We start from the raw sequence: 21,504 nt of genomic DNA, 5'->3' as shown, positions 1-21,504 counted from the left end.
CTACTCATCCCACGAACGGCCATCTTTGGTGATCAAAGCCACTGACGCAACAGGACCCCAAGTACCCGCAGGATAAGGTTTGGGTTTTTCGTTGCTTTGTTCCCACGATTGGATAATGCCATCCACCCAAGTCCATGCCTGTTCGACTTCATCACGGCGCACGAATAGGGCTTGATTACCGAGCATAGCTTCAAGTAATAGACGCTCGTAGGCATCGGCGATACGTTCATTTTTGAAGGTATCCGAGAAGCTCAAATCGAGTTTAGTCGTTTGTAGACGTTGTTTTTGCTCCAAACCTGGCACTTTATTCATCATCTGGATTTCAACCCCTTCGTGGGGCTGTAGACGAATGGTTAACTTGTTCGGTGGCAGATTACGGTAGCTTGAGCGATATAAGTTATGGGGTGGGTTTTTGAAATACACCACAATTTCAGAGCTCTTAAACGGCATACGTTTGCCACTGCGTAAATAGAAAGGCACGCCCGCCCAACGCCAGTTATCGATATCGACTCGGATCGCCACGAAGGTTTCTGTGTGTGATTGAAGATTGGCACCTTCTTCTTCTAAATAACCCGGTACGGGGCTGCCCTTTAGGAAGCCGGCACTGTACTGACCGCGTACGGTATTTTCATACACATTGTCTGAATTAATCGGACGCAGTGATTTAAGTACTTTAACTTTTTCATCACGAATACTGTCAGCGTCTAAGTTAACAGGTGGGTCCATGGCAACGAGCGTTAACACTTGCAGCAAATGGTTTTGGATCATGTCACGCATCTGACCCGCTTTGTCGAAGTAACCCCAACGGCCTTCGATGCCCACTTCTTCTGCGACAGTGATCTGGACGTGGTCAATCGTACGGTTGTCCCACTTAGAGGCAAATAAAGAGTTAGCAAAACGCAGTGCAATCAAGTTCTGTACGGTTTCTTTACCTAGGTAATGGTCGATACGGTAAACCTGACGTTCTTTGAAGTAAGCGGAAACTTGATCATTAATAACGCGGGAAGATTCTAAATCTGAGCCGATTGGCTTTTCGAGTACCACACGAGAGTCTGGGTGGATAAGATCTTGTTCATGCAGACAACGGCAAATATCGCCGAATATCGCTGGCGGTGTCGCAAAGTAACTGACCATAACTCGCTCTTCTGGTTTAAGCAAATCATGGAAGGCGCTGTATCCAGCAGAATCGGTAAAATTGGTGCCTATATAGTGGCAGCGTGACAAAAAACGTTGGAGAGTTTCTTCACAAAGGGATTCTTTGACAAAGGTGTTTAACGCAAGCGTGACTAATTCTCTAAATTCTTCCTGACTAAACTCGTCTTTCGCGACACCGATCACTTTCGTATCTTTATCGAGTAATTCAGCCTTATCTAACTGGTATAAAGAAGGTAACAACTTGCGTCGTGCCAAATCGCCTTTAGTACCAAAGAGTACGAAGTCACAAGCTTTGGCGCCTGATGTTGTTTTGCCCATTGCGTTACGCTCTCCTTTGTATGTCGTGTCTCTTCATGTCGCTGAAGAAATCCACATTTTGTTGTAATATAACAACAGAATTTATTAAATGCATCTATTTTTATCAATATTAACATTCTGGCTAACTAGGCACCTTGGGCACAAATCTGATATGCTTTTTGTGCTTAAATTACTGAAGGTAGTAAAATCTTATTTCAAAATTGTACTAAAAACTTACTACAAAGCATCGATTAGTGGAATAACAGGTTTGATCTAAGCCACTAAACAAAAATAAATAAAATTACATTCTCAATTTAGCGGACGTACGCGTATGAATACCCTAGAAAAGGTTCAAAAAAGCCTCACCCATTTCAGTAAATCAGAACGCAAAGTAGCAGAAGTGATCTTAGCATCACCACAAACAGCTATACATTCTAGCATCGCCACACTCGCTAAGATGGCAGATGTCAGTGAACCTACTGTGAATCGTTTCTGTCGCCGTTTAGATACGAAAGGCTTCCCTGATTTTAAGTTACATCTGGCTCAAAGTCTTGCGAACGGCACGCCTTATGTTAGCCGTCACGTTGAAGAAGATGACTCCACAGAGTCATATACAACAAAAATATTTGAATCTTCAATGGCTTCGCTTGATACTGCAAGGCAAAGTTTAGATGTTTCTGCAATAAACAAAGCCGTTGATATTCTGACTCAAGCTAAGACAATTTCCTTTTTTGGCCTAGGTGCATCCGCTTCAGTTGCCCATGATGCGCAAAATAAATTCTTCCGCTTTAATGTGCCTGTCATCTGTTTTGACGATGTTCTAATGCAACGCATGAGTTGTATCAACAGTAATGAAGGCGATGTAGTGGTATTGATTTCCCACACTGGCCGTACTAAGTCATTGATTGAAATAGCGCGTTTAGCAAGAGAAAACGGTGCCGCCGTTATTGGGATTACCGCGCGTAACTCGCCATTATCAATGGAATGTACCTTACCCGTAACTATGGAAGTCCCTGAAGATACCGATATGTATTTGCCCATGGCCTCGCGTTTAGCCCAATTGGTGACTATAGATGTATTGGCAACCGGTTTTACATTACGCCGTGGACCACGTTTCCGTGACAATCTAAAACGCGTTAAAGAAGTGCTAAAAGAGTCTCGTATCAATAAAGATCCGATACTGTAATTCACTTCCTATCCTAAAAATGGCTAGTGCGAATGTTCAGCCTAGCCATTTTTAGTGTAATTTTCAGCGATACCTCACAAAATTGAAACATAACTTTAGATCAATTTGTTTGTAACTTTACTACATAATTTGGAATGGCATGGTAATATAGTCTCAAGATTTTTTAACTTTAACGGAGTATCTTATGTTCCGCAGAACCAAAATCGTCACCACACTCGGCCCCGCCACTGATCGTGATGATAATCTACGTCGCATTATCGCGGCAGGTGCAAATGTTGTACGTCTTAACTTTTCCCACGGCTCCCCCGAAGATCATCTCAAACGAGCAACTCAAGCTCGTGAAATAGCAAAAGAATTAGGTGTTCATGTTGCTATTCTTGGTGACTTACAAGGGCCTAAAATCCGCGTTTCTACTTTCAAAGACAACAAGAAAGTTCAGCTCAAACTCGGTCAAGCCTATGTTTTAGATGCTGAGCTCGCTAAAGGTGAAGGTGACGAGACCCAAGTCGGTATCGATTACAAGCAATTGCCAGACGACGTGACGGTCGGCGATATCCTGATGTTAGATGATGGCCGTGTTCAATTACGTGTTGAAGGTGTTGAAGGCCGTAAGGTTCACACCACAGTGACGGTTGCGGGTCCTTTATCAAACAATAAGGGGATTAATAAGCAAGGTGGTGGTTTATCTGCCGCGGCGCTGACCGAAAAAGATAAAGCAGACATTCTGACGGCCGCAATGATCCAAGTGGATTATTTAGCCGTGTCTTTCCCACGTAGTGGTGCTGATCTCGATTACGCCCGCGATCTTGCCCGTCAAGCAGGTTGTAATGCACTGATTGTTGCTAAAGTTGAACGTGCAGAAGCCGTTGCCACTGATGAAGCGATGGATGATGTGATCTTAGCTTCTGACGTTGTTATGGTTGCCCGTGGTGACTTAGGCGTTGAAATTGGTGATGCTGCACTCGTTGCAGTGCAAAAGAAACTTATCGCCCGTTCACGTCAACTCAACAAAATCGTCATTACAGCGACACAAATGATGGAGTCGATGATTTCAAGCCCAATGCCAACCCGCGCCGAAGTAATGGACGTGGCAAACGCTGTGCTCGACGGGACTGATGCCGTAATGTTATCAGCCGAAACCGCTGCGGGAGATTTTCCTGAAGAAACCGTTAAGGCGATGGCAAATGTGTGTGTCGGTGCAGAGTCGCACCCAAGCGTTAAAGTGTCTAAGCATAGATTAGATGCACGCTTTACTTCTGTGGAAGAGACCATTGCCCTATCGACTATGTATGCAGCAAACCATTTAGAAGGTGTTAAAGCGATTATCGCCTTAACCGAATCGGGTGCAACACCTCAGATGATGTCGCGCATCAGTTCTTCACTGCCCATCCTTGGTTTATCACGCCATGCGACAACACTCGCTAAGATGGCATTATATCGCGGTGTATTACCGATTTACTTTGATTCAACTATCTATCCAGCCGATCTATTAGCACAAAAAGCCTTAGAGTCACTGACAACCGCTGGTTATTTACAAAGCGGCGATTTAGTTTTGATGACCAAGGGCGATGCAATGGAAACTATCGGTGGCACTAACACTTGTAAGGTGTTGATTGTTGCTTAAGTTTCTTATCGTCACTAAAACAGTGTTAGAAAATTAGCCAATAAAAAACCACCTAATGAAGGTGGTTTTTTTATATCTACAATCTACTTAAGAGAACAACTCTAACAGCTTATTAATAGTGCAACAGTGCAACTCGATTAAACTGTCTGACCTACCATATTTACAGGGTTTCAAAGTCATTCACATGAATAGCCGCCAGTCTCAACTTATCAGCATGCTGCAACTTTTGCTCTTCATCGGCGGTAATAACACCGGTTTCTAACGCCTTTGCAAACAAGACTAGATTCGGCACTTTTGCGGGTAACTCACCTGCACGCTGTGCTTTTTTCAACTTTTTGTAAATCTCTTTACAAGCATATTGCGCAACAAATGCCTGTTCAACTTCAGCAATGCCGCCCTTATCCCCTTCAAATTCCGGGCATAGGAAAGTAATACGCTCACGTGCAGGACCCGGCTTTAACATACCACTGGCTAATTCCGTTGCCATTTTATCGCTCGGTGCATTGAAGTGATTACCAAGCGGAAAGATTAAAGCACGAAGTAGCCATGACACTGGACGGTTAGGGAAGTTACGAATCGTATCTTCCAACGCTTTAGCCGCTAAGTGCAAGCGATTGGCCATCACATATCGTACCGCAGGCAAATCATCTTGCTGGCGACCATTATCTTCAAATAACTTCAAGGTCGCTGAACCTAAATATAACTGGCTAAGCACATCGCCCATACGTGCAGAAAGCATTTCTTTACGCTTTAAATCACCGCCCATGATCAACATGGATAAATCCGTCATTAAGGCTAAAGCCGATGAAATACGCGACATATCTTTATAATATTGCTTCGTTTCACCGCTGACAGGTGCATTACCGAAGACACTCCCCGTTAATGCATTAACTAAAGCACTAAAGGCATTGCGAGTGGCATAGCCCATATGTCCCATTAAGAGTGAATCGAAACGCTCTAAGGCTTCATGTTGATTTTCCATCGCTGCGGCTTCCATTTCGGCAAGCACGTAAGGATGGCAACGAGTCGCACCTTGACCAAAAATCATCAATGAGCGAGTTAGAATATTCGCGCCTTCCACTGTGATCGAAATTGGGTTGGACATATAAGGGTGACCTAAATAGTTTTTAGGTCCTAATTGAATACCCTTGCCCGATTGAATATCCATGGCATCGTTCATTACAGAACGGCCTAATTCAGTCATATGGAACTTAGCTATTGCAGTCACAACTGAAGGTTTAACTTTAAGATCAATGCCCGTAGTCGTTAAACGCCTCGCCGCCTCTAATTGATAAGTGTTAGCAATAATACGTGCAAGCGCTTCTTGCACCCCTTCAAACTGGCCAATCGCCATACCAAACTGGTGGCGCACGTAGCTGTAAGCTGTAGTGGTTTTTGTCGCCATATGCCCCGAGGCTGTGGCTAATGCTGGCAGTGAGATACCACGGCCTGCCGATAAACACTCCACCAGCATACGCCAGCCTTTACCCGCAAAATCAGGGCCGCCGATAATCCAGTCTAATGGAATAAATACGTCTTTACCTTGGGTAGTACCGTTCATAAACGCCATGCCCAGCGGATTATGGCGACGCCCTATAACGACACCAGGATGATCTGTTGGGATCAACGCACAGGTAATGCCTAGATTTTTCTTATCGCCAAGCAAACCTTCAGGATCTCGCATTTGAAACGCTAACCCCAAAACGGTGGCTACTGGTGCCAGCGTGATATAACGCTTATCCCATGTGAGCTTAAGCCCAAGCATTTCCTCGCCGTTAAAAGTATCACGACACACAATACCCACATCAGGAATAGCGCCCGCATCACTGCCTGCTTCAGGGCCGGTTAATGCAAAACAAGGAATTTCATCACCTTTTGCTAAAGCAGGTAACCAACGTTCCTTCTGCTCGTTCGTACCATAGTGGGTTAGCAACTCTCCAGGACCTAAAGAGTTTGGCACCATTACAGTTACAGCTGCGCTCACGCTACGGCTGGCTAATTTGCTTACAATGGTCGAATTAGCATAGGCAGAAAACGCTTTACCACCGAATTTTTTCGGAATGATCAGCGCAAAGAAACCTTCTTTCTTAAAGTATTCCCATAACTCGGGCGGTAAATCTTTGCGATTATGCACTATGTCGAAATCATCGATCATTGTCAGTGCTGTCATCACTTGATTATCGATAAAATCTTTTTCTTCCGCACTCAGCGTTGGCTTGCCATAGCTATGCAAGATATTCCAGTTAGGGTTACCACGAAATAACTCACCTTCCCACCAGACATCGCCCGCTTCCATTGCTTCACGTTCTGTATCGGATAATGGCGGTAATACTTTTTTAAAAAAGCTAAACACTGGCCGAGTAATAAATTGCATTCTGATATTTTTTACCGCAAACAGCACGACAATCGCTATCAGGGCAAGGATTATAATCGTCAACATAATCAAGACCTTTTATTGAGGTGAAACAGGGACTGACACACCAGCCGCCATATAAGGGATCACTTTACGGATAACCGCTTCGATATCGTTATGCTCGCCAAATTCAGCTTTCGCAATATCATTTAACGCATCAGCAGATGCCATAGTGAATACGATGGTGCCTAGGGTAAAGTGTAAGCGCCAAAACATTTCTGCGGGAGGAATATGTGGCGCACTTGCTGACACAGCACTCACAAAGGTATCTAAATGCTGACCATAGTGGGTCGTGATGAACCAACGTAGGTGCCCTTGACTTTCGATATAGCCACGCCCAAGTAACTGCAGAAAAATCGTCGTGCCTTCCGTTCGTAACTGATTAAGCTCTAACAGCGGCGCGACCAGCGACGATAAAATCTCTTCTAAAGTCGCTTGTGCAGGTATGGCATCTAAGCGTTTAATTTCTGTTGAAGCAGCAGGCATAAACACATCTAAATATCGAGCCAAAACAGCACGGATCAGTTCTTTTTTAGAACCAAAATGATAATTGACTGATGCAAGATTCACTTCCGCTTTGCTGGTAATGAGTCGCAAGGAGGTCTCAGAAAAGCCCCTTTCGGCGAACAGTTTTTCTGCGGCATCAAGTATTCTAGTTTTTGTATCGGATCGACTTGCCATTCCGTGACCTTGGATTAATTTAAAACACTCGTTTAAATTAAACATTGGCAAAGAGGATGTCAAACTAAAAATAATGAAATACCCCCATTGGCCTTAATAAGATCAAAGCACGTAAATTTTATTAATCCCAATGTTAAACAATATCTTTAGATATGGTGATTACCCATATTACTCCTTAGCACAATGAACAGATTAATGGGTATAAGGTCAGTTTAGGTGTTTACTCTTCTCTGCCAGCAGTGAGCATGTTGACCAAAGGGAAAAATAAAGCGTTCATTAACGCCATCCCATCCCTTTGCGATTCACTTCTCGATTCTCTAGTTTGAGTTGTTCCGATTTAGTCAGCATGACATATAAAGCTCCAGTCCCTCCCTGCTCTGTTTTGGCTGAGTGATAGGCTAAAACCATATCAAGTTGAGATAACCAATGGCAAACGGCTGATTTCAGCAAACCTGCGAAGGGCTTACTTTGATGTCCTTTCCCATGAATTAACATGACACAACGCTCACCGTGGTTCTGTGCCGCTAATAAATAATTCAGAACAGCGTTACGCGCCTGATGTAATCGATAAGCATGAACATCAAGTTCCATTTTTATCGGATATTGTCCAAGGCGTAAACGCTTAAACACCGCACCTTGCACTCCCTCTCGCTTAAATCCCACAACATCATCAGGGGCAAGAACTGGAATAAGACTTAAATCTAGAGACATACAGGCCAAATAGGTCTCTCGCTGTAATATTTCGCGCCGTTGCAATTGCTCCGCAGTTAGCCCTGTTGGCTGTAAATTAACCACAGGTCTATCTCCTTTTAGTGGCACTACCCCAACCATTTCTTCAAAAAACAGCGCTGTTCCATCTTCGAGCATGGCAAGCACCTCCCGCTATATTGAGTTCAATGCACTTTTATTGTGCAGAAACACACTTTGTAAACATTCAAACCTTTAGTTCACAGTGCGCCTCCATTATAGTGGCGCCATGATTGTCAGATTAGAATAATGTAATGAGATTTTTGCTGCTAGCCCTGATATGCCTATTGTCGCCCCTAAGTTTGGCTAATCCAAATAAAAACCAATCGTTTGAATCTGTAGATCGATTAATTAACGCCAATTATCCGCAATTTATCCAAGCATTTACCGCATTAGACGCCGAAATTACCCGTGGGATTTATGCTGAAGATACGAGCTATCTTTCTGAAAGCCAAAGTAAAGAAATCTATTATGGCCGAGAAAATATTGTGGGTATTTATCAGAAGTTTTTCGATAAAATCAGGGCTAAAAAAGCACATATCGATGTCGATTTTCGTATTTTAAATCGCAAAATCGTGGGTAATAGCGCCATAGATACTGGCTATTATCTAGTGCGGTTTTACCCCGCAGAGGAAACAGGTGAACCTGTGAGTGAATTTGCAGGCAAGTTTGCAATTGGTACTCAAAAAGTGGCAAAAGATCTTTGGCAAATAACGCTAGATACTAATAATCGTGCAGAACCGAGTTTCTATCACAATGCCAAACCGGTGCCGAATTTATACTATGGTCGGCAATTTCCACCTTTGCCTGCTAACAACAAAAAAGTACCCAAGTCTTAATCGGTTACCACATAATTTATTATAAGTAATGACAATGAGCCCAGAATATATCTGCCCATGTGGTACGGGGAAATACTATCGAGACTGCTGCGAGCCACTGCACCTTGATAGCACTTTCGCCCATAGAGCGGAGCAACTCATGCGCTCTCGCTACAGCGCTTTTGCCTTGAAAAAATTTGATTACATAATCAAAACCCAGCACCCTGACTTTCTTGGAGACCTTACCTTAGCCAACCTTAATCTAGGCCCTCACCCACACTGGCTTGGGCTAGATCTGATAGCGAGCGAAGAATTTGTCAATTCAACTGCACTAAAACAAGGTACAGTCACCTTCAAGGCTTGGTATAAACTTGAAGGTGAAATCGATGCAATCTATGAACATTCAGAATTTATTTATCAGGATAACCGTTGGTATTATACCAAAGGTAAACAAATGACGGCCAAACTACCGAGTAGAAATGCTCCTTGTATTTGCCATAGTGGTAAAAAATTCAAGCAATGCTGTTTGAATTCCCTCTAATTTGTCGGCATTAAGAATCTCTATAATGTGATTGTTGTTTTTATTGAGGTGATATTTATTGCCTAATTTATGCTACCAATGAACCAACATTCAATGTGTCAGTACAGAAGAACGATTTGCTGAAAGTAAAAATTGAGCAAATTCAGGTTCTCTCAGTGCAGGACTGTATAAATATCCCTGAGCCTGATGGCAGCAACTTTTTGCCAAAAAGGCCTCTTGTTCAATGGTTTCGACCCCTTCTGCCGTTAAAGAAATATTCAACGCATTCGCCATAGCTATAATCGCCGAAACAATTTCACGACTTTCACGGCTAATGGTGAGATCGGAAATAAAGGAACGGTCAATTTTCAACTTACTAATGGGGAATTGCTTTAAGTAACGCATCGAGCTATAACCCGTCCCAAAATCATCAATAGCAAGTCCAACACCTAATTCAGCTAACTCTTGACATAATAACGTGGCATGACGGATATCCCCCATCAGCTCTGTTTCAGTAATTTCTAAGATTAAGGTTTTAGGCTTTAAACGATAACGGGTAAGTAATTGCCATACTTGTTCGTATAAATTACCGCTAAAGAACTGCCGTGCAGAGACGTTTACATGCATAGTCAGATCGGCATTATGATGCTGCCAAAGATTGAGTTGCCGACAAGCGGCCTCCAGTACCCAACTACCAATCGCATTGATCATTCCTGACTGCTCAGCAATATCAATAAAAGCACCGGGATATAGAACCCCTTTTTTGGGGTGATGCCAACGGATCAACGCTTCGGCACCGATATAGGTTTGTAATCCAAGATCCCTAAGCGGTTGGTAATAAAGTTCAAATTGACGTCCACGAATGGCACTGTGTAAATCACGCTCTATCTGTGCATCTTCCTTAAAAGCGCTGAGCAAAGTGCTATTAAACACTTGAATCGAAGTACCTTTTTTCTTCTTAGCGTATTGCACTGCAATATCAGCACAGGTAAGTGGCGCAAATAAATTGGCAACGGAGGCAATATCCACCACCGCTAAAGCAGGTTTAGGTTCTATTTGCTCTCGACCGATTAACATTGGCGCTGATAGATGTTGATATAAACGGGTACTGAAATAATCAAGATCATAGACGGCATTATCATCCGTCAACAGCACCACAAACTCATCACTCCCTACACGGGCAATTTCCGTGGCTTTATTGATCTCAGAGAAATGTTTCAAACGGCGCGCAATTTCGATTAATAAACTATCACCATGTTCATGGCCATAGGTATCGTTAAAACGTTTAAAGCCGACAAGATCAACTAATAAGAGCAGCCCTTTACTGGTTCGCTCTAGCACTCGGTTAAAATGACTGCGGTTATGTAATCCCGTTAAACTACAACGCCAAGCAAGCCGCTCTAGTTCTATTTTGTAATTATGCTCATCCGTGCTTTCTTCTCCGGACACTAAGGCGTAGTGATTTCCTCGTTCAGTAATAAATTGGCTAACCACATACTTAAGCCAATAATAACTGCCATCTGCACGGCGAAATTGTACTTCACCTTTTGCCTGCTCTCCCCTAAAGATTTGTGCGAGCGTTTCCTCTGCGAGTTGGGGATGTTGCTTAAAGAAGGTTAACTCTCGCAAATGACTACCAATGCTTTGCTCACGCGTTAGCCCAGTGATCTCACCATGTGCTTGATTCACATATTCCACTTTTTCAGTATGCAAATTGATCAACATACTCATTTGTTGGGATTGTTCTGTTGCACTGCGAAATAGGCTTAGCCGCTCTTCTTTATCATAAGCGTGTTTTGTGGCAAGGGTTAATGCAAGTTGATCGGCCATCTGACAAGCCAAATGTATCTCACTGTCATGCCAATGGGGTGTAACTTGGGTTCGTTCAATACAGAGAACACCTTCAAGATGTCCATTAATGCGAATTCCCACATCAAGGCAGGAAAATACTTGCCGAGGATTAAAATACACTTGGGATAGTTCACTCAGACGCGGATCGATCAACGTGTTACCCGCATCAATATGACGACGGGTTTTAAGTTCATATAAATAACGAGGGCACGCCTGCAATAATTTAGGTCTATGGATATCTTGCAACATCATAGCGCCAAATTGTGCTACGAGAGATTGACTTTGTTGATCTGGAGAGAACGTCCATACAGAAACTGAAGAAACCGTTAAATTCTGACACAATAACTCTGTCGCTAATTCTGCGGTCTTAGCAAAATCCCCCTGCTGTTTTGCAGTTGAATGCACTAAAGACTCTAATAAATGTTGATGCTGACGTCGCTTCACGCTGATCCCTACAAAACTTCGTGTTGGGTAACTGATTTTTAGCAACAATTAATGCACTTTTTAAAGCACATTAATTGAGCCAATTGAGAATTTTTATGTTGACGCAGATTACACTATCTCACTTAAACACAGCAACATGACGCACAATTTATTACAATTTTGGCAACATTGATGTCGAGCCTAATGCTTTTTAAAGACCATTTTCTAGCTGAAAGATCATTTTTTCCGCACTAACATCAAACACTAACTGTAAACTCATGCCCGTTTCAACCGTGACAAACTTCGCTTGTGTCTTGCCAAAGCGTGCTTTGGCACGCTCAGCCATGTTTTCAGCATCGTCTTTAGCTGATGCGCCCGTAAACTGTATTTCTAATACAATATCGTGTTCATCAATCACAGCGCCAATATCGACAAAACTACCGCAATCTGTGCATGTGTCATTTACGGTTGGGGATTGCGCAGCAATAATACCTTTCATTTTGTCTTCCTCTGAATTTGGAGTAATAACAATACCGTTCCACGACATCTGTCGTAAACACCGCTATCGAATAAGTTAAGGTAAAGTGGGTGGTAATTATAGATAATTCGAATCAGATTGACTCGGTTTTAGCTCACGCTTGTGACGTTTGAATGATTTGTCATCTCGAAAAATGGATTACAGCAGCTCAATTTACGCAATGGCTTGAAGAGGGATTAGATTTCGTTGAATGGCTAATTGATCGGCAAAGTGCATAAGTTCAATCTGAGGTGAAGTTAAGCGACCACGCTGACGCAATTGAGTGGTTAAATCACAATTACTCAGAGCTTCAGCCATCGCCGTAGGTTCAGCGCCACGGATAACTAACGCCTCAGGTTGCAAAGCCTGCTGTAGTTGAAATGCTCTTGCCCCTTGCGTGATAAACACTTGGCTATTATCAACAACAGGTTCAAATAAGGATAAATCTGCCAGTAAGGGCTGCTTAGGTGGTAACTCAAACTGTTGCTGTAATTTTTGAGCAGTATCAAGGTCTTTTTGCCATTGAAACTGCGCCATATCCCTCGCATCAACCGATAATAAAGACAACAGCAGCGCAAACTCACCTCGTCTGTTGTGCTCTATCGCCGCATTTAAGCGGGTGCCAATTTGGGCTTCGTTGACTAAAGGAACATCAATTTGCATAAAAAAACATCATTAAAACAATTCGTTGTTAGTTAATCGACCACTTGAGATATAACTTTAGGAATATTTTTAAGTTGGGTATTTACATGCAAAAGGTTTCTGACTACTATGGCCGCCGCAATTGAGGAGGGGTTCCCGAGTGGCCAAAGGGATCAGACTGTAAATCTGACGGCTCAGCCTTCGAAGGTTCGAATCCTTCTCCCTCCACCATTTGCGTTGAAAGCTAGTTGAGTGAGTTAGTAAAAGTTAAGTAAAAGATATTTGTGGAGGGGTTCCCGAGTGGCCAAAGGGATCAGACTGTAAATCTGACGGCTCAGCCTTCGAAGGTTCGAATCCTTCTCCCTCCACCATCTTATCTTTACTCTCTGCATTCAATCGTTTCAAACTCGTTTTAACACTTAAATCAGGCCAAAATATTTAAGTGAATCTACAAAGTGTATAGAAAATCACGTGGAGGGGTTCCCGAGTGACCAAAGGGATCAGACTGTAAATCTGACGGCTCAGCCTTCGAAGGTTCGAATCCTTCTCCCTCCACCATTTCTACACATATTTTTTGCTTTGTATCTCTTCTTTCCTCCGTGATATCTTTCTCATTTATATCCACAAATACACTTTTAAAATATTTTTATTCCTTATTTAAATATTGCATTGTTACCTATCTGCAATTTCAATTGATAGCACCATAAAAATTTCGCCCCATAAAATGAGGCGACATTTATCCTAACTTCGCCAAACCTTAGTCAATATCTAAATATTTGTGAGTTTGGATTGATAAGCGCCAATTACGGGCAATACACACTTTCATCGCCAGTTCGGTCGCTCTAGGCTTTTGACTGATCGGCTGTAGGCAAATCGTTTTAGCCGAAATATCGATATCTTGCAGTAACTCATCAAGTTCATCGATGTGATTTTCAGTCGCGATAGGATGCTTAATCTCATTGGCGCGGTTTAGCGCCTGCGCTAATACCGGATAGCCCCCTTTCATGTTCACCTTGGGTGATACTGTCACCCAAGTGTTATCAGCACAATTCACTTCAAAGGTGCCGCTGGTTTCGATTTGAGTCGCAAAGCCTTGACTGTGCAAGGTCTCGGTTAATTCGCGTAAATCGTACATGCAAGGCTCACCGCCGGTGATCACAATATGACGCGCGGTAAACCCTTTGGCATTAAAAGCAGCAATCAAGCTATCCGCCGTATGTTCAGCCCAGCGTCCAATCGTGCCATCCACGGTAATGACTTGCTCTGGCGAGACCTTATCGGCTTCAAGCACATCCCATGTCTGTTTCGTATCACACCAAGCACATCCCACAGGACAACCCTGCAAGCGGACAAATATGGCGGGCACTCCGGTAAAGACACCTTCACCTTGAATGGTTTCAAATACTTCGTTGACTGGGTAGTTCATGCTGGCGTTCCACTTTTCTGGGGCGGCATTTATAGTGGATTTTAGCTTGAGCTGCAAGTTTTTGCGCCAAAGCAGCCCATTTCACCAGTATCCCCAGAGTTTGCAAGCCCTATGGCCTGAGTTACACTAACGCTCTATTGATACCTGTTCTACGGTGAAGTGAAATCCTTTATGTCAACGAGCATATTGCAAAAAACATTCGAGTCAAAAACTGCCACATCCAAAGCCGTGGTTGTCTTCAGTGGCGGACAAGACTCAACAACCTGTCTTATTCAAGCCCTAACCCAGTACGATGAAGTACATGGGATCACCTTTGACTACGGCCAACGTCACCGCGAAGAAATTGAAGTCGCCAAATCCTTAGCAAAACGCTTGAAGATCACCAGCCATAAAGTCATGGATGTCACCTTACTCAATGAGTTAGCTATTTCAGCCCTCACCCGTGATGCGATACCTGTTTCACACGAGTTGATGGAAAATGGCCTGCCCAATACCTTCGTGCCCGGCCGTAATATTTTATTTTTAACGCTTGCAGGCATTTATGCCTATCAATTAGGCGCTGAGGCGATTATCACAGGCGTGTGTGAAACCGATTTTTCAGGCTACCCTGATTGTCGTAACGATTTTGTCAAAGCGATGGAATCCGCCTTAGTTCAAGGCATGGATAAACAACTAAAAATCATCACGCCTTTGATGTGGCTCAATAAGGCACAAACCTGGGCACTGGCGGATAAATATCAGCAACTCGATCTGGTTCGCCACCATACTCTCACCTGTTATAACGGTGTGATTGGCGATGGCTGTGGTGATTGCCCTGCCTGTCATCTTCGCAAACGTGGATTAGACGACTATCTACAGAATAAAGCGGCGGTTATGGCTGAGCTTGACGCTAGCGAGCCTAAAGCATGATACGCAGTCCCTATTGGGTCGCACTGATGGTGAGTCTTCTTTGTGCGGGTTTGTATGTCGCAGGCTTAGCAAGCCCTGCTGTCGATAACCTACTCGCCTATCGCCGCAGTGCCATTAGTGAGGGGGAGTGGTGGCGATTAATCAGTGGAAATTTACTGCACACGAATCAATGGCATCTATTGATGAACCTTGCAGGGCTGTGGGTGGTGCTATTTTTGCACCATTTTCATTATCATCTCAAAGGCTTAAGTGCACTATTTTTCGTGTTATGTTTACTCGAAGGTATAGGCTTGTATTTAGGCTATCCGCAATTGCTTGGTTATGTCGGCTTAAGCGGTATGTTGCATGGCTTGTTCGCCTACGGCGCAGTGCAGGATATTGTCCGTAAGCTGCGCTCAGGCTATCTGCTGCTCGTTGGCGTTATCATCAAGGTCGGTTACGAACAGCTTTATGGTGCCAGCAATGATGTCACCGCCATGATAGGCGCTCGCGTAGCAACCGAGGCGCATTTGGTCGGCTTAATCTGCGGGCTGATTTGCGCTTTAGCGGTGTTTATTAAGCTTAAATTAGAACACTCGAAAGGCACCATTTAGCCCCCATCTGCGGATATTAAAAAGCCGTCGTAGCATGATTGCTAGACGGCTTTTTAATAATGTTAACCGCAATAATATCGCTACGCTTTGATCAACAATTCCCGCAGGTGCTTGACTTCATCACGCATTGCCGCCGCTTGTTCAAACTCTAAGTTGCGCGCATGTTCGTGCATCTTTTTCTCAAGTTGATCGATTTGATGGCTCAACTCTGCCGCATCGGCTTTATGGTAATGGGACTTAGGCTCAGCCACTTTGCCATACACAGCTTTACTGTCGCGGCCATCATCCACATCCATCACATCGGTAATACGCTTAACGACGCCTTTGGGGACTATACCGTTTTTCAAATTATGAGCACGTTGCTTCTCGCGGCGACGGTCAGTTTCCCCTATCGCTTTAGCCATTGAATTAGTGATGCGATCGGCATAGAGGATCACTTTACCATTGACGTTACGTGCAGCGCGGCCAATGGTTTGGATAAGCGAGCGTTCAGAGCGCAAGAAGCCCTCTTTATCAGCGTCTAAAATACACACCAATGACACTTCTGGCATATCTAAGCCCTCACGTAATAGGTTGATGCCGACCAACACATCAAACTTACCTAAGCGCAGATCGCGGATGATCTCAACCCGTTCAACTGTGTCTATGTCCGAATGCAGATAACGCACTTTTACCCCATGTTCGTCGAGGTATTCAGTCAAATCCTCCGACATGCGCTTTGTTAGTGTGGTGACTAACACCCGCTCATTGACCGCGACACGTTTGGCTATTTCAGATAATAAATCATCGACCTGTGTCGCCACAGGGCGTACTTCCAGCTCGGGATCGAGCAATCCTGTAGGCCGGACAACTTGTTCAGCTATCTCTCCTTCACTCTTTTCCAGCTCATAGAGGCTAGGCGTCGCCGACACATAAATCGTTTGCGGCATTAACTGCTCAAACTCTTCAAATTTGAGCGGCCGATTATCTAATGCCGATGGTAATCTAAAGCCATATTCCACTAAGGTGGTTTTACGGGAACGATCGCCTTTATACATAGCGCCAATTTGCGGCACAGTCACATGGGACTCATCAATAATGAGTAAACCATCGGCAGGTAAGTAGTCGAGCAAGGTTGGTGGCCCTTCCCCCGGTGCGCGGCCAGACAAATAGCGCGAGTAGTTTTCAATACCAGAGCAGTAGCCCAATTCGACCATCATCTCCACATCGTATTGCACCCGCTCATGGATCCGCTGGGCTTCAATCAGTTTATTATTATCCAGTAGATACTGTTTACGCTCCCGCAATTCCTCCTTAATTAACTCGGTTGCCTCAAGGATTTTTTCCCTTGGCGTGACATAGTGAGTCTTAGGGTAAACGGTTGTACGTGCGATACGTTTGATGATTTGCCCCGTTAAAGGGTCGAATTCACTTAAACGCTCAATTTCATCATCAAACAGCTCAACCCGAATTGCATAACGATCAGAATCTGCTGGAAAAATATCAATCACTTCACCACGCACGCGAAACGTACCGCGCTGCAATTCAATATCATTACGCGTATATTGCAGCTCACTAAGACGCTTTAACATATCGCGTTGTCCCAGACTGTCACCTTGGCGTAGATGCAACAACATTTTCAAGTAGGAATCGGGATCACCCAAACCATAAATAGCTGACACTGAGGCAATCAGCACTACATCTTTACGTTCTAATAAGGCTTTTGTGGCCGACAAACGCATCTGTTCAATGTGAGCATTAACAGAGGCATCCTTTTCAATAAAAGTATTTGATGCGGGCACATAGGCTTCAGGCTGGTAGTAATCATAGTAAGAGACAAAATACTCAACCGCATTATGGGGGAAAAACTCTTTCATCTCGCCATAAAGCTGCGCTGCCAAGGTTTTATTGGGCGCCATAATAATGGTTGGCCGTCCTAATTTGGCAATGACATTGGCAATCGTAAACGTCTTACCCGATCCCGTGACCCCAAGTAAGGTTTGGCAGGCAAGTCCCGACTCTAAACCATCAACTAACTTTGTAATGGCCGCAGGCTGATCGCCAGCGGGAGCAAATTGCGATTCAAGCTGAAAAACAGATTCTGACACGCGTACATATCCTTTTGGTTAGTCGAGTCATTCTAATCAAGTCGCGAACTAAGCTCCAGCACTTATCCAAATGACGTCACAATCCCAACACCCTCACTAACTTGCTAAGATGACAACTTGATGGAGAAAATATGAAACTTTTATACCACGATAACTCAGGGCTTTAAATGTCGATAAAATGCGCTAAAACTCAGTAGAAATGCCAATTTAATACACAAGAACGGGGTTTTACTATATTACAAAAATGCAACGACATTGAGTCTCGGTAAAAATCACAATTGCTTTTGCTATCAAGTTGATTTTATTGATCTAATTTTTTAACAACCAAAATGGTGCAATTTAAGTCTTTCGCCCACAGCACAAGGCTTTGCCGCTTGTTTTTTCATACCGCCCACAGGGTTATCCACAGAATTTGTTGATAAGTCGAAATAACCTAGCGTCCATGCGGGATTGAGCCCTATTGGCTTGTTCAGCAACAGCAAAGCAACATTTGGTAATAAAATTACATTTGATAAATGTTGCCACTTTTCTAATTTCACAATCTGAAATGATGCCGACCTTATGCGTTACTACTACAGAGTATTAAAAGTCACTTCACTTAATACCCCGTTATTGTCACTCTGCATCGCCATAAGTTTGTTCGTTGCGTTTATTTACGCTTAAAGCCTACAAATCATCGCGGCAATAAGTGCTATCTTCCGAAAAGATAAGTTAATTATTCAGAAAAATGTCGATTTCTACACCACGATGCACATTAGATGAGCACTTAACAGCATAATTACACTTTTTTTAGTAACTCGAGTTGACTCATCCAACAGAGCGTTTTACTATGCGCTCCGTTCTCAACGAGTCAATATGACCGAGCGAAACGATTCCCCTGTAGTTCAGTCGGTAGAACGGCGGACTGTTAATCCGTATGTCACTGGTTCAAGTCCAGTCAGGGGAGCCATTATTTGCTGGTCGTAAAAATGAGTAAGAACAGGCAGTAAAGTAAAATGTAGATAAACGATTCCCCTGTAGTTCAGTCGGTAGAACGGCGGACTGTTAATCCGTATGTCACTGGTTCAAGTCCAGTCAGGGGAGCCAATTACACTACTTATATTTTTTATTGCGGCTGCATTAAAATGATTCCCCTGTAGTTCAGTCGGTAGAACGGCGGACTGTTAATCCGTATGTCACTGGTTCAAGTCCAGTCAGGGGAGCCAATTTTAATCCTATAAAAGTCGATAGTCATATCGCACCCTCTACTCCCCTGTAGTTCAGTCGGTAGAACGGCGGACTGTTAATCCGTATGTCACTGGTTCAAGTCCAGTCAGGGGAGCCATTTACTGTAAGTGATAAAAAGTCGATAGTCATATCGCATCCTCTACTCCCCTGTAGTTCAGTCGGTAGAACGGCGGACTGTTAATCCGTATGTCACTGGTTCAAGTCCAGTCAGGGGAGCCATTTACAGTAAACTATCAAAAGTCGTATCCCACTAAACCATTCATTCTTTACCTATCCACTCTCAGCAATTCGATTTTGTTTTAAATCAAATGCAGTTACACTGTGATCAGTTTGTTAAATAAAATAATGAGCATCTTCACACAGAGTATGGTGTTGAACAAAAACTCACCCAATAGACTGTTGCAAGACTCGCCTGAAGTGAGAGCGGATTTATATGACCATGTCAAAATCATATCCAGTCTTTTTATTACTGATCTTTTTAGCATTATTTGCCGGCGTTTTTCAAAATGAAAATAGCCAATTGCAAATCCAGCAGCAACAAGAGCTCGAACGCTTCAAAAGGGATTTAACGGCTTACTCCCAATGGCAAGGCAGTGGTAAAGATCTTTTTAACGCCTTATCAATCAAGTATCCATTTCAATTTTTTCAGTATATTAATGATACTGATGGTGAGCTAAATCATACCGAAGGTAGCCTTACATCTGACAATGCACATCCATTGGCTGGATTATTCTCCGTCGATTTATCCCATACCCAGAAATTAGCCACAGGCCGATTGCAGGTCAAACTCAGTGCGAACGCACAAATAGCTCAATCTATCTCAAATACAGAAAAACTCGGGTTAATGTTGTTGCTGAGCTTCATCATTCTGCTGGCCATTTTTACGTTTTTAATGGCAAAACTCAAAACGTCGATTCAATATGCCGCCGATTATGTCTCACATATTTCCGATTTGAGCTTTTCCGCCCTCGCCGCCTCTAAACTCAATGGCGAATTAAATCCACTTAAGCAGGTATTAGAAGATTGCCGTCATCAGCTTAAAGTACAGCTTGACACTCTCACACAAGAAAATGAGAAACTGCATAAAGTCGCCTATCAGGATCCAATTACCGGCTTTGCTAGTCGACCACGCTTCACAAATAAACTTGAAACCATCAATAATCCTGATATCCCTCAATTTGGATTGATGGTCATGGTTAAAGCAACCGAACTTGCCAATATCAATCAACACCACGGACGTTCTGCGGGAGATGATTATTTAGCCCGAGTAGCCAACTGTATCCGTAAAACCTGTACTAAATACCCTGACGCACAATGTTACCGAGTGTCCAGCGCTGATTTTGCCGTATTTATACCAGATACAGTGCTTAAAGATGGGCCAAAATTTTTAGATGAGTTAAAAGTGTATCTTGATGAATATCAGCAAATGACCAAAACGGAATCTGTTGCTCATATAGGTTTAGTCCCCTATCAACAGGGTGTAGAGGCTATTTATTTACTGACCCTTGCCGATACGGCGGTCAGTATTGCACAAACATTGGGCCCTAATAGTTACCATATTCAAGAAAAACTCGATGGTAATGAGCAATTTGGTGATGATCGTTGGAAACTTGCCATCCATGACTTAATTAGTCGTAAGGCTCTTAAATTCTATCAACAACCCATCCAACCCTGCCGCACTGAAGTCGAGGTTTACCGCGAACTGTTAGCCCGTTTTTATAACAGTGAAGGTAAGTTTCTGCCGACAACCACTGTGATTGCTATGGCTGAGCGCCATGGAATGAGCACAGAGTTAGATAAACTAGTGGTGATCAGTGCATTAAAGATGCTTAAGGAAAATCCAACCATCAATGGCAATTTTGGGGTAAACATTAGTGCTTTTTCAGCCCACCAAGAACTCTTTGTCGGGTGGCTAAAAGATATTTTAGGCAAACAAAAATATATTGCTTCTCGCTTAGTATTTGAGATTAACGAATCAGGTATGCAATCCAATTTAGGCGCAAGCCACAAGTTTGTGCGTGACGTGCATAGCGTGGGTTCTCGAGTCTCTATTGAGCGTTTTGGCATGAGCTTCACTTCTTTTAAATTCTTCAGTGAGGTACGCCCCGACTACATTAAGCTTGATGGTAGCTACACTTCAAATATCGATGAAGATAACAATAATAAATTTTTCGTTCGTATGATGGTCGACGTGGCAAGGCGAATAGGTATCAGAGTGATTGCAACCAGTGTTGAGCGACAAGAAGAAAAACTGACCCTAGAAAAACTCTTAGTCGATGGTCTTCAAGGCTATTATATTGCTCAGCCCCAAGCGATCACTAGCAGAGATCAAATTTAGTTAAGATATCGGTGAATTCATCAGCATTCTTTACAGTAAAGATGCTTAAC

At 43.3% G+C, this 21,504-nt stretch carries 17 protein-coding genes and 8 tRNA genes; 15 read left to right on the top strand and 10 right to left on the bottom strand.

The window, feature by feature from the left end; genetic code table 11:
- Entirely contained in the window at positions 1–1,473 is a 1,473-nt protein-coding gene (zwf, locus tag JEZ96_RS09195) for a glucose-6-phosphate dehydrogenase (protein WP_011789440.1), read from the bottom strand.
- 310 nt (positions 1,474–1,783) lie between these two features.
- Here zwf and JEZ96_RS09190 point away from each other — a divergent pair, with 310 nt between their 5' ends.
- Positions 1,784–2,638: a MurR/RpiR family transcriptional regulator gene (locus JEZ96_RS09190; RefSeq protein ID WP_011789441.1), complete on the top strand. Its 855-nt coding sequence runs from the start codon at positions 1,784–1,786 to the stop codon at positions 2,636–2,638.
- 184 nt (positions 2,639–2,822) lie between these two features.
- Complete coding sequence (gene pyk, locus JEZ96_RS09185; protein WP_011789442.1) at positions 2,823–4,262, top strand: pyruvate kinase; 1,440 nt, start codon at positions 2,823–2,825, stop codon at positions 4,260–4,262.
- Positions 4,263–4,422: 160 nt separating this feature from the next.
- On the opposite strand, the gene JEZ96_RS09180 is transcribed toward pyk, so the two are convergent.
- From JEZ96_RS09180 to smrA, 3 genes are all read right to left on the bottom strand, one after another.
- The gene (locus JEZ96_RS09180) at positions 4,423–6,702 is read right to left on the bottom strand and encodes an acyl-CoA dehydrogenase (protein ID WP_061782839.1); all 2,280 of its coding nucleotides are present in this window, start codon (positions 6,700–6,702) and stop codon (positions 4,423–4,425) included.
- 12 nt (positions 6,703–6,714) lie between these two features.
- Positions 6,715–7,356, bottom strand: coding sequence for a TetR/AcrR family transcriptional regulator (locus JEZ96_RS09175; protein ID WP_011789444.1), 642 nt, complete (start codon positions 7,354–7,356; stop codon positions 6,715–6,717).
- A 276-nt stretch (positions 7,357–7,632) separates the two neighbouring features.
- Positions 7,633–8,223 (bottom strand): DNA endonuclease SmrA, encoded by a 591-nt coding sequence (smrA, locus tag JEZ96_RS09170; RefSeq protein ID WP_025008755.1) that lies wholly within the window; start codon positions 8,221–8,223, stop codon positions 7,633–7,635.
- A gap of 134 nt (positions 8,224–8,357) precedes the next feature.
- Between smrA and JEZ96_RS09165 the strand changes: the two genes are divergently transcribed.
- Together JEZ96_RS09165 and JEZ96_RS09160 are read left to right on the top strand one after the other, a co-directional pair.
- Positions 8,358–8,942, top strand: a complete 585-nt coding sequence (locus JEZ96_RS09165) for a YybH family protein (protein ID WP_011919243.1) — start codon at positions 8,358–8,360, stop codon at positions 8,940–8,942.
- Positions 8,943–8,976: 34 nt separating this feature from the next.
- Positions 8,977–9,462, top strand: a complete 486-nt coding sequence (locus JEZ96_RS09160) for a YchJ family protein (RefSeq protein ID WP_174520868.1) — start codon at positions 8,977–8,979, stop codon at positions 9,460–9,462.
- Positions 9,463–9,552: 90 nt separating this feature from the next.
- On the opposite strand, the gene JEZ96_RS09155 is transcribed toward JEZ96_RS09160, so the two are convergent.
- The 3 genes from JEZ96_RS09155 to JEZ96_RS09145 all read right to left on the bottom strand — a co-directional run bounded on the left by JEZ96_RS09155 (position 9,553) and on the right by JEZ96_RS09145 (position 12,895).
- Positions 9,553–11,736 carry a sensor domain-containing phosphodiesterase gene (locus tag JEZ96_RS09155; protein WP_011789448.1) on the bottom strand — a complete coding sequence of 728 codons (2,184 nt, stop codon included), beginning with the start codon at positions 11,734–11,736 and terminating at the stop codon, positions 9,553–9,555.
- A gap of 190 nt (positions 11,737–11,926) precedes the next feature.
- Positions 11,927–12,214 carry a DUF406 family protein gene (locus JEZ96_RS09150; protein WP_014610648.1) on the bottom strand — a complete coding sequence of 96 codons (288 nt, stop codon included), beginning with the start codon at positions 12,212–12,214 and terminating at the stop codon, positions 11,927–11,929.
- A 192-nt stretch (positions 12,215–12,406) separates the two neighbouring features.
- Positions 12,407–12,895 (bottom strand): VC2046/SO_2500 family protein, encoded by a 489-nt coding sequence (locus JEZ96_RS09145; RefSeq protein WP_025008757.1) that lies wholly within the window; start codon positions 12,893–12,895, stop codon positions 12,407–12,409.
- A 125-nt stretch (positions 12,896–13,020) separates the two neighbouring features.
- Here JEZ96_RS09145 and JEZ96_RS09140 point away from each other — a divergent pair.
- The 3 genes from JEZ96_RS09140 (at position 13,021) to JEZ96_RS09130 (ending at position 13,432) form a co-directional block, all read left to right on the top strand.
- Positions 13,021–13,105, top strand: a tRNA-Tyr gene (locus tag JEZ96_RS09140).
- Between the two features lie 55 nt (positions 13,106–13,160).
- Positions 13,161–13,245 (top strand) — tRNA-Tyr (locus tag JEZ96_RS09135).
- Positions 13,246–13,347: 102 nt separating this feature from the next.
- Positions 13,348–13,432: transfer RNA gene (locus JEZ96_RS09130), tRNA-Tyr, on the top strand.
- 199 nt (positions 13,433–13,631) lie between these two features.
- Here JEZ96_RS09130 and queE read toward each other — a convergent pair.
- Positions 13,632–14,300: a 7-carboxy-7-deazaguanine synthase QueE gene (gene queE, locus JEZ96_RS09125; protein ID WP_025008737.1), complete on the bottom strand. Its 669-nt coding sequence runs from the start codon at positions 14,298–14,300 to the stop codon at positions 13,632–13,634.
- A gap of 171 nt (positions 14,301–14,471) precedes the next feature.
- Between queE and queC the strand changes: the two genes are divergently transcribed.
- A complete protein-coding gene (gene queC, locus JEZ96_RS09120; protein ID WP_011789452.1) occupies positions 14,472–15,209 on the top strand; it encodes a 7-cyano-7-deazaguanine synthase QueC in 738 nt (245 codons plus the stop codon).
- A complete protein-coding gene (gene rrtA, locus JEZ96_RS09115) occupies positions 15,206–15,802 on the top strand; it encodes a rhombosortase (RefSeq protein WP_014610650.1) in 597 nt (198 codons plus the stop codon). The genes queC and rrtA overlap by 4 nt, the downstream gene beginning before the upstream one ends.
- A gap of 80 nt (positions 15,803–15,882) precedes the next feature.
- Here rrtA and uvrB read toward each other — a convergent pair whose 3' ends face one another.
- The gene (gene uvrB, locus JEZ96_RS09110; RefSeq protein ID WP_011789454.1) at positions 15,883–17,889 is read right to left on the bottom strand and encodes an excinuclease ABC subunit UvrB; all 2,007 of its coding nucleotides are present in this window, start codon (positions 17,887–17,889) and stop codon (positions 15,883–15,885) included.
- Positions 17,890–18,206: 317 nt separating this feature from the next.
- Positions 18,207–18,428 (bottom strand): hypothetical protein, encoded by a 222-nt coding sequence (locus tag JEZ96_RS09105; RefSeq protein WP_025008738.1) that lies wholly within the window; start codon positions 18,426–18,428, stop codon positions 18,207–18,209.
- A 334-nt stretch (positions 18,429–18,762) separates the two neighbouring features.
- Here JEZ96_RS09105 and JEZ96_RS09100 point away from each other — a divergent pair.
- From JEZ96_RS09100 to JEZ96_RS09075, 6 genes are all read left to right on the top strand, one after another.
- Positions 18,763–18,838: transfer RNA gene (locus JEZ96_RS09100), tRNA-Asn, on the top strand.
- Between the two features lie 61 nt (positions 18,839–18,899).
- Positions 18,900–18,975, top strand: a tRNA-Asn gene (locus tag JEZ96_RS09095).
- A 43-nt stretch (positions 18,976–19,018) separates the two neighbouring features.
- A tRNA-Asn gene (locus JEZ96_RS09090) sits at positions 19,019–19,094 on the top strand.
- A 43-nt stretch (positions 19,095–19,137) separates the two neighbouring features.
- Positions 19,138–19,213: transfer RNA gene (locus JEZ96_RS09085), tRNA-Asn, on the top strand.
- 46 nt (positions 19,214–19,259) lie between these two features.
- A tRNA-Asn gene (locus JEZ96_RS09080) sits at positions 19,260–19,335 on the top strand.
- A 214-nt stretch (positions 19,336–19,549) separates the two neighbouring features.
- Positions 19,550–21,454 (top strand): EAL domain-containing protein, encoded by a 1,905-nt coding sequence (locus tag JEZ96_RS09075; RefSeq protein ID WP_025008739.1) that lies wholly within the window; start codon positions 19,550–19,552, stop codon positions 21,452–21,454.
- Positions 21,455–21,504: the final 50 nt, after the last annotated feature.

The organism is Shewanella putrefaciens (assembly GCF_016406325.1).
In the GTDB taxonomy this organism is placed as follows: domain Bacteria; phylum Pseudomonadota; class Gammaproteobacteria; order Enterobacterales; family Shewanellaceae; genus Shewanella; species Shewanella putrefaciens.
Note: the sequence above shows the minus strand (reverse complement) of the source record. Positions and strands in the feature narration are given on the sequence as shown.

Coding starts and splice junctions, on each gene's coding strand:
- zwf (WP_011789440.1), bottom strand. CDS start 1,473: ATGGGCAAAACAACATCAGGCGCCAAAGCTTGTGACTTCGTACTCTTT.
- JEZ96_RS09190 (WP_011789441.1), top strand. CDS start 1,784: ATGAATACCCTAGAAAAGGTTCAAAAAAGCCTCACCCATTTCAGTAAA.
- pyk (WP_011789442.1), top strand. CDS start 2,823: ATGTTCCGCAGAACCAAAATCGTCACCACACTCGGCCCCGCCACTGAT.
- JEZ96_RS09180 (WP_061782839.1), bottom strand. CDS start 6,702: ATGTTGACGATTATAATCCTTGCCCTGATAGCGATTGTCGTGCTGTTT.
- JEZ96_RS09175 (WP_011789444.1), bottom strand. CDS start 7,356: ATGGCAAGTCGATCCGATACAAAAACTAGAATACTTGATGCCGCAGAA.
- smrA (WP_025008755.1), bottom strand. CDS start 8,223: ATGCTCGAAGATGGAACAGCGCTGTTTTTTGAAGAAATGGTTGGGGTA.
- JEZ96_RS09165 (WP_011919243.1), top strand. CDS start 8,358: ATGAGATTTTTGCTGCTAGCCCTGATATGCCTATTGTCGCCCCTAAGT.
- JEZ96_RS09160 (WP_174520868.1), top strand. CDS start 8,977: ATGAGCCCAGAATATATCTGCCCATGTGGTACGGGGAAATACTATCGA.
- JEZ96_RS09150 (WP_014610648.1), bottom strand. CDS start 12,214: ATGAAAGGTATTATTGCTGCGCAATCCCCAACCGTAAATGACACATGC.
- JEZ96_RS09145 (WP_025008757.1), bottom strand. CDS start 12,895: ATGCAAATTGATGTTCCTTTAGTCAACGAAGCCCAAATTGGCACCCGC.
- queE (WP_025008737.1), bottom strand. CDS start 14,300: ATGAACTACCCAGTCAACGAAGTATTTGAAACCATTCAAGGTGAAGGT.
- queC (WP_011789452.1), top strand. CDS start 14,472: ATGTCAACGAGCATATTGCAAAAAACATTCGAGTCAAAAACTGCCACA.
- rrtA (WP_014610650.1), top strand. CDS start 15,206: ATGATACGCAGTCCCTATTGGGTCGCACTGATGGTGAGTCTTCTTTGT.
- JEZ96_RS09075 (WP_025008739.1), top strand. CDS start 19,550: ATGACCATGTCAAAATCATATCCAGTCTTTTTATTACTGATCTTTTTA.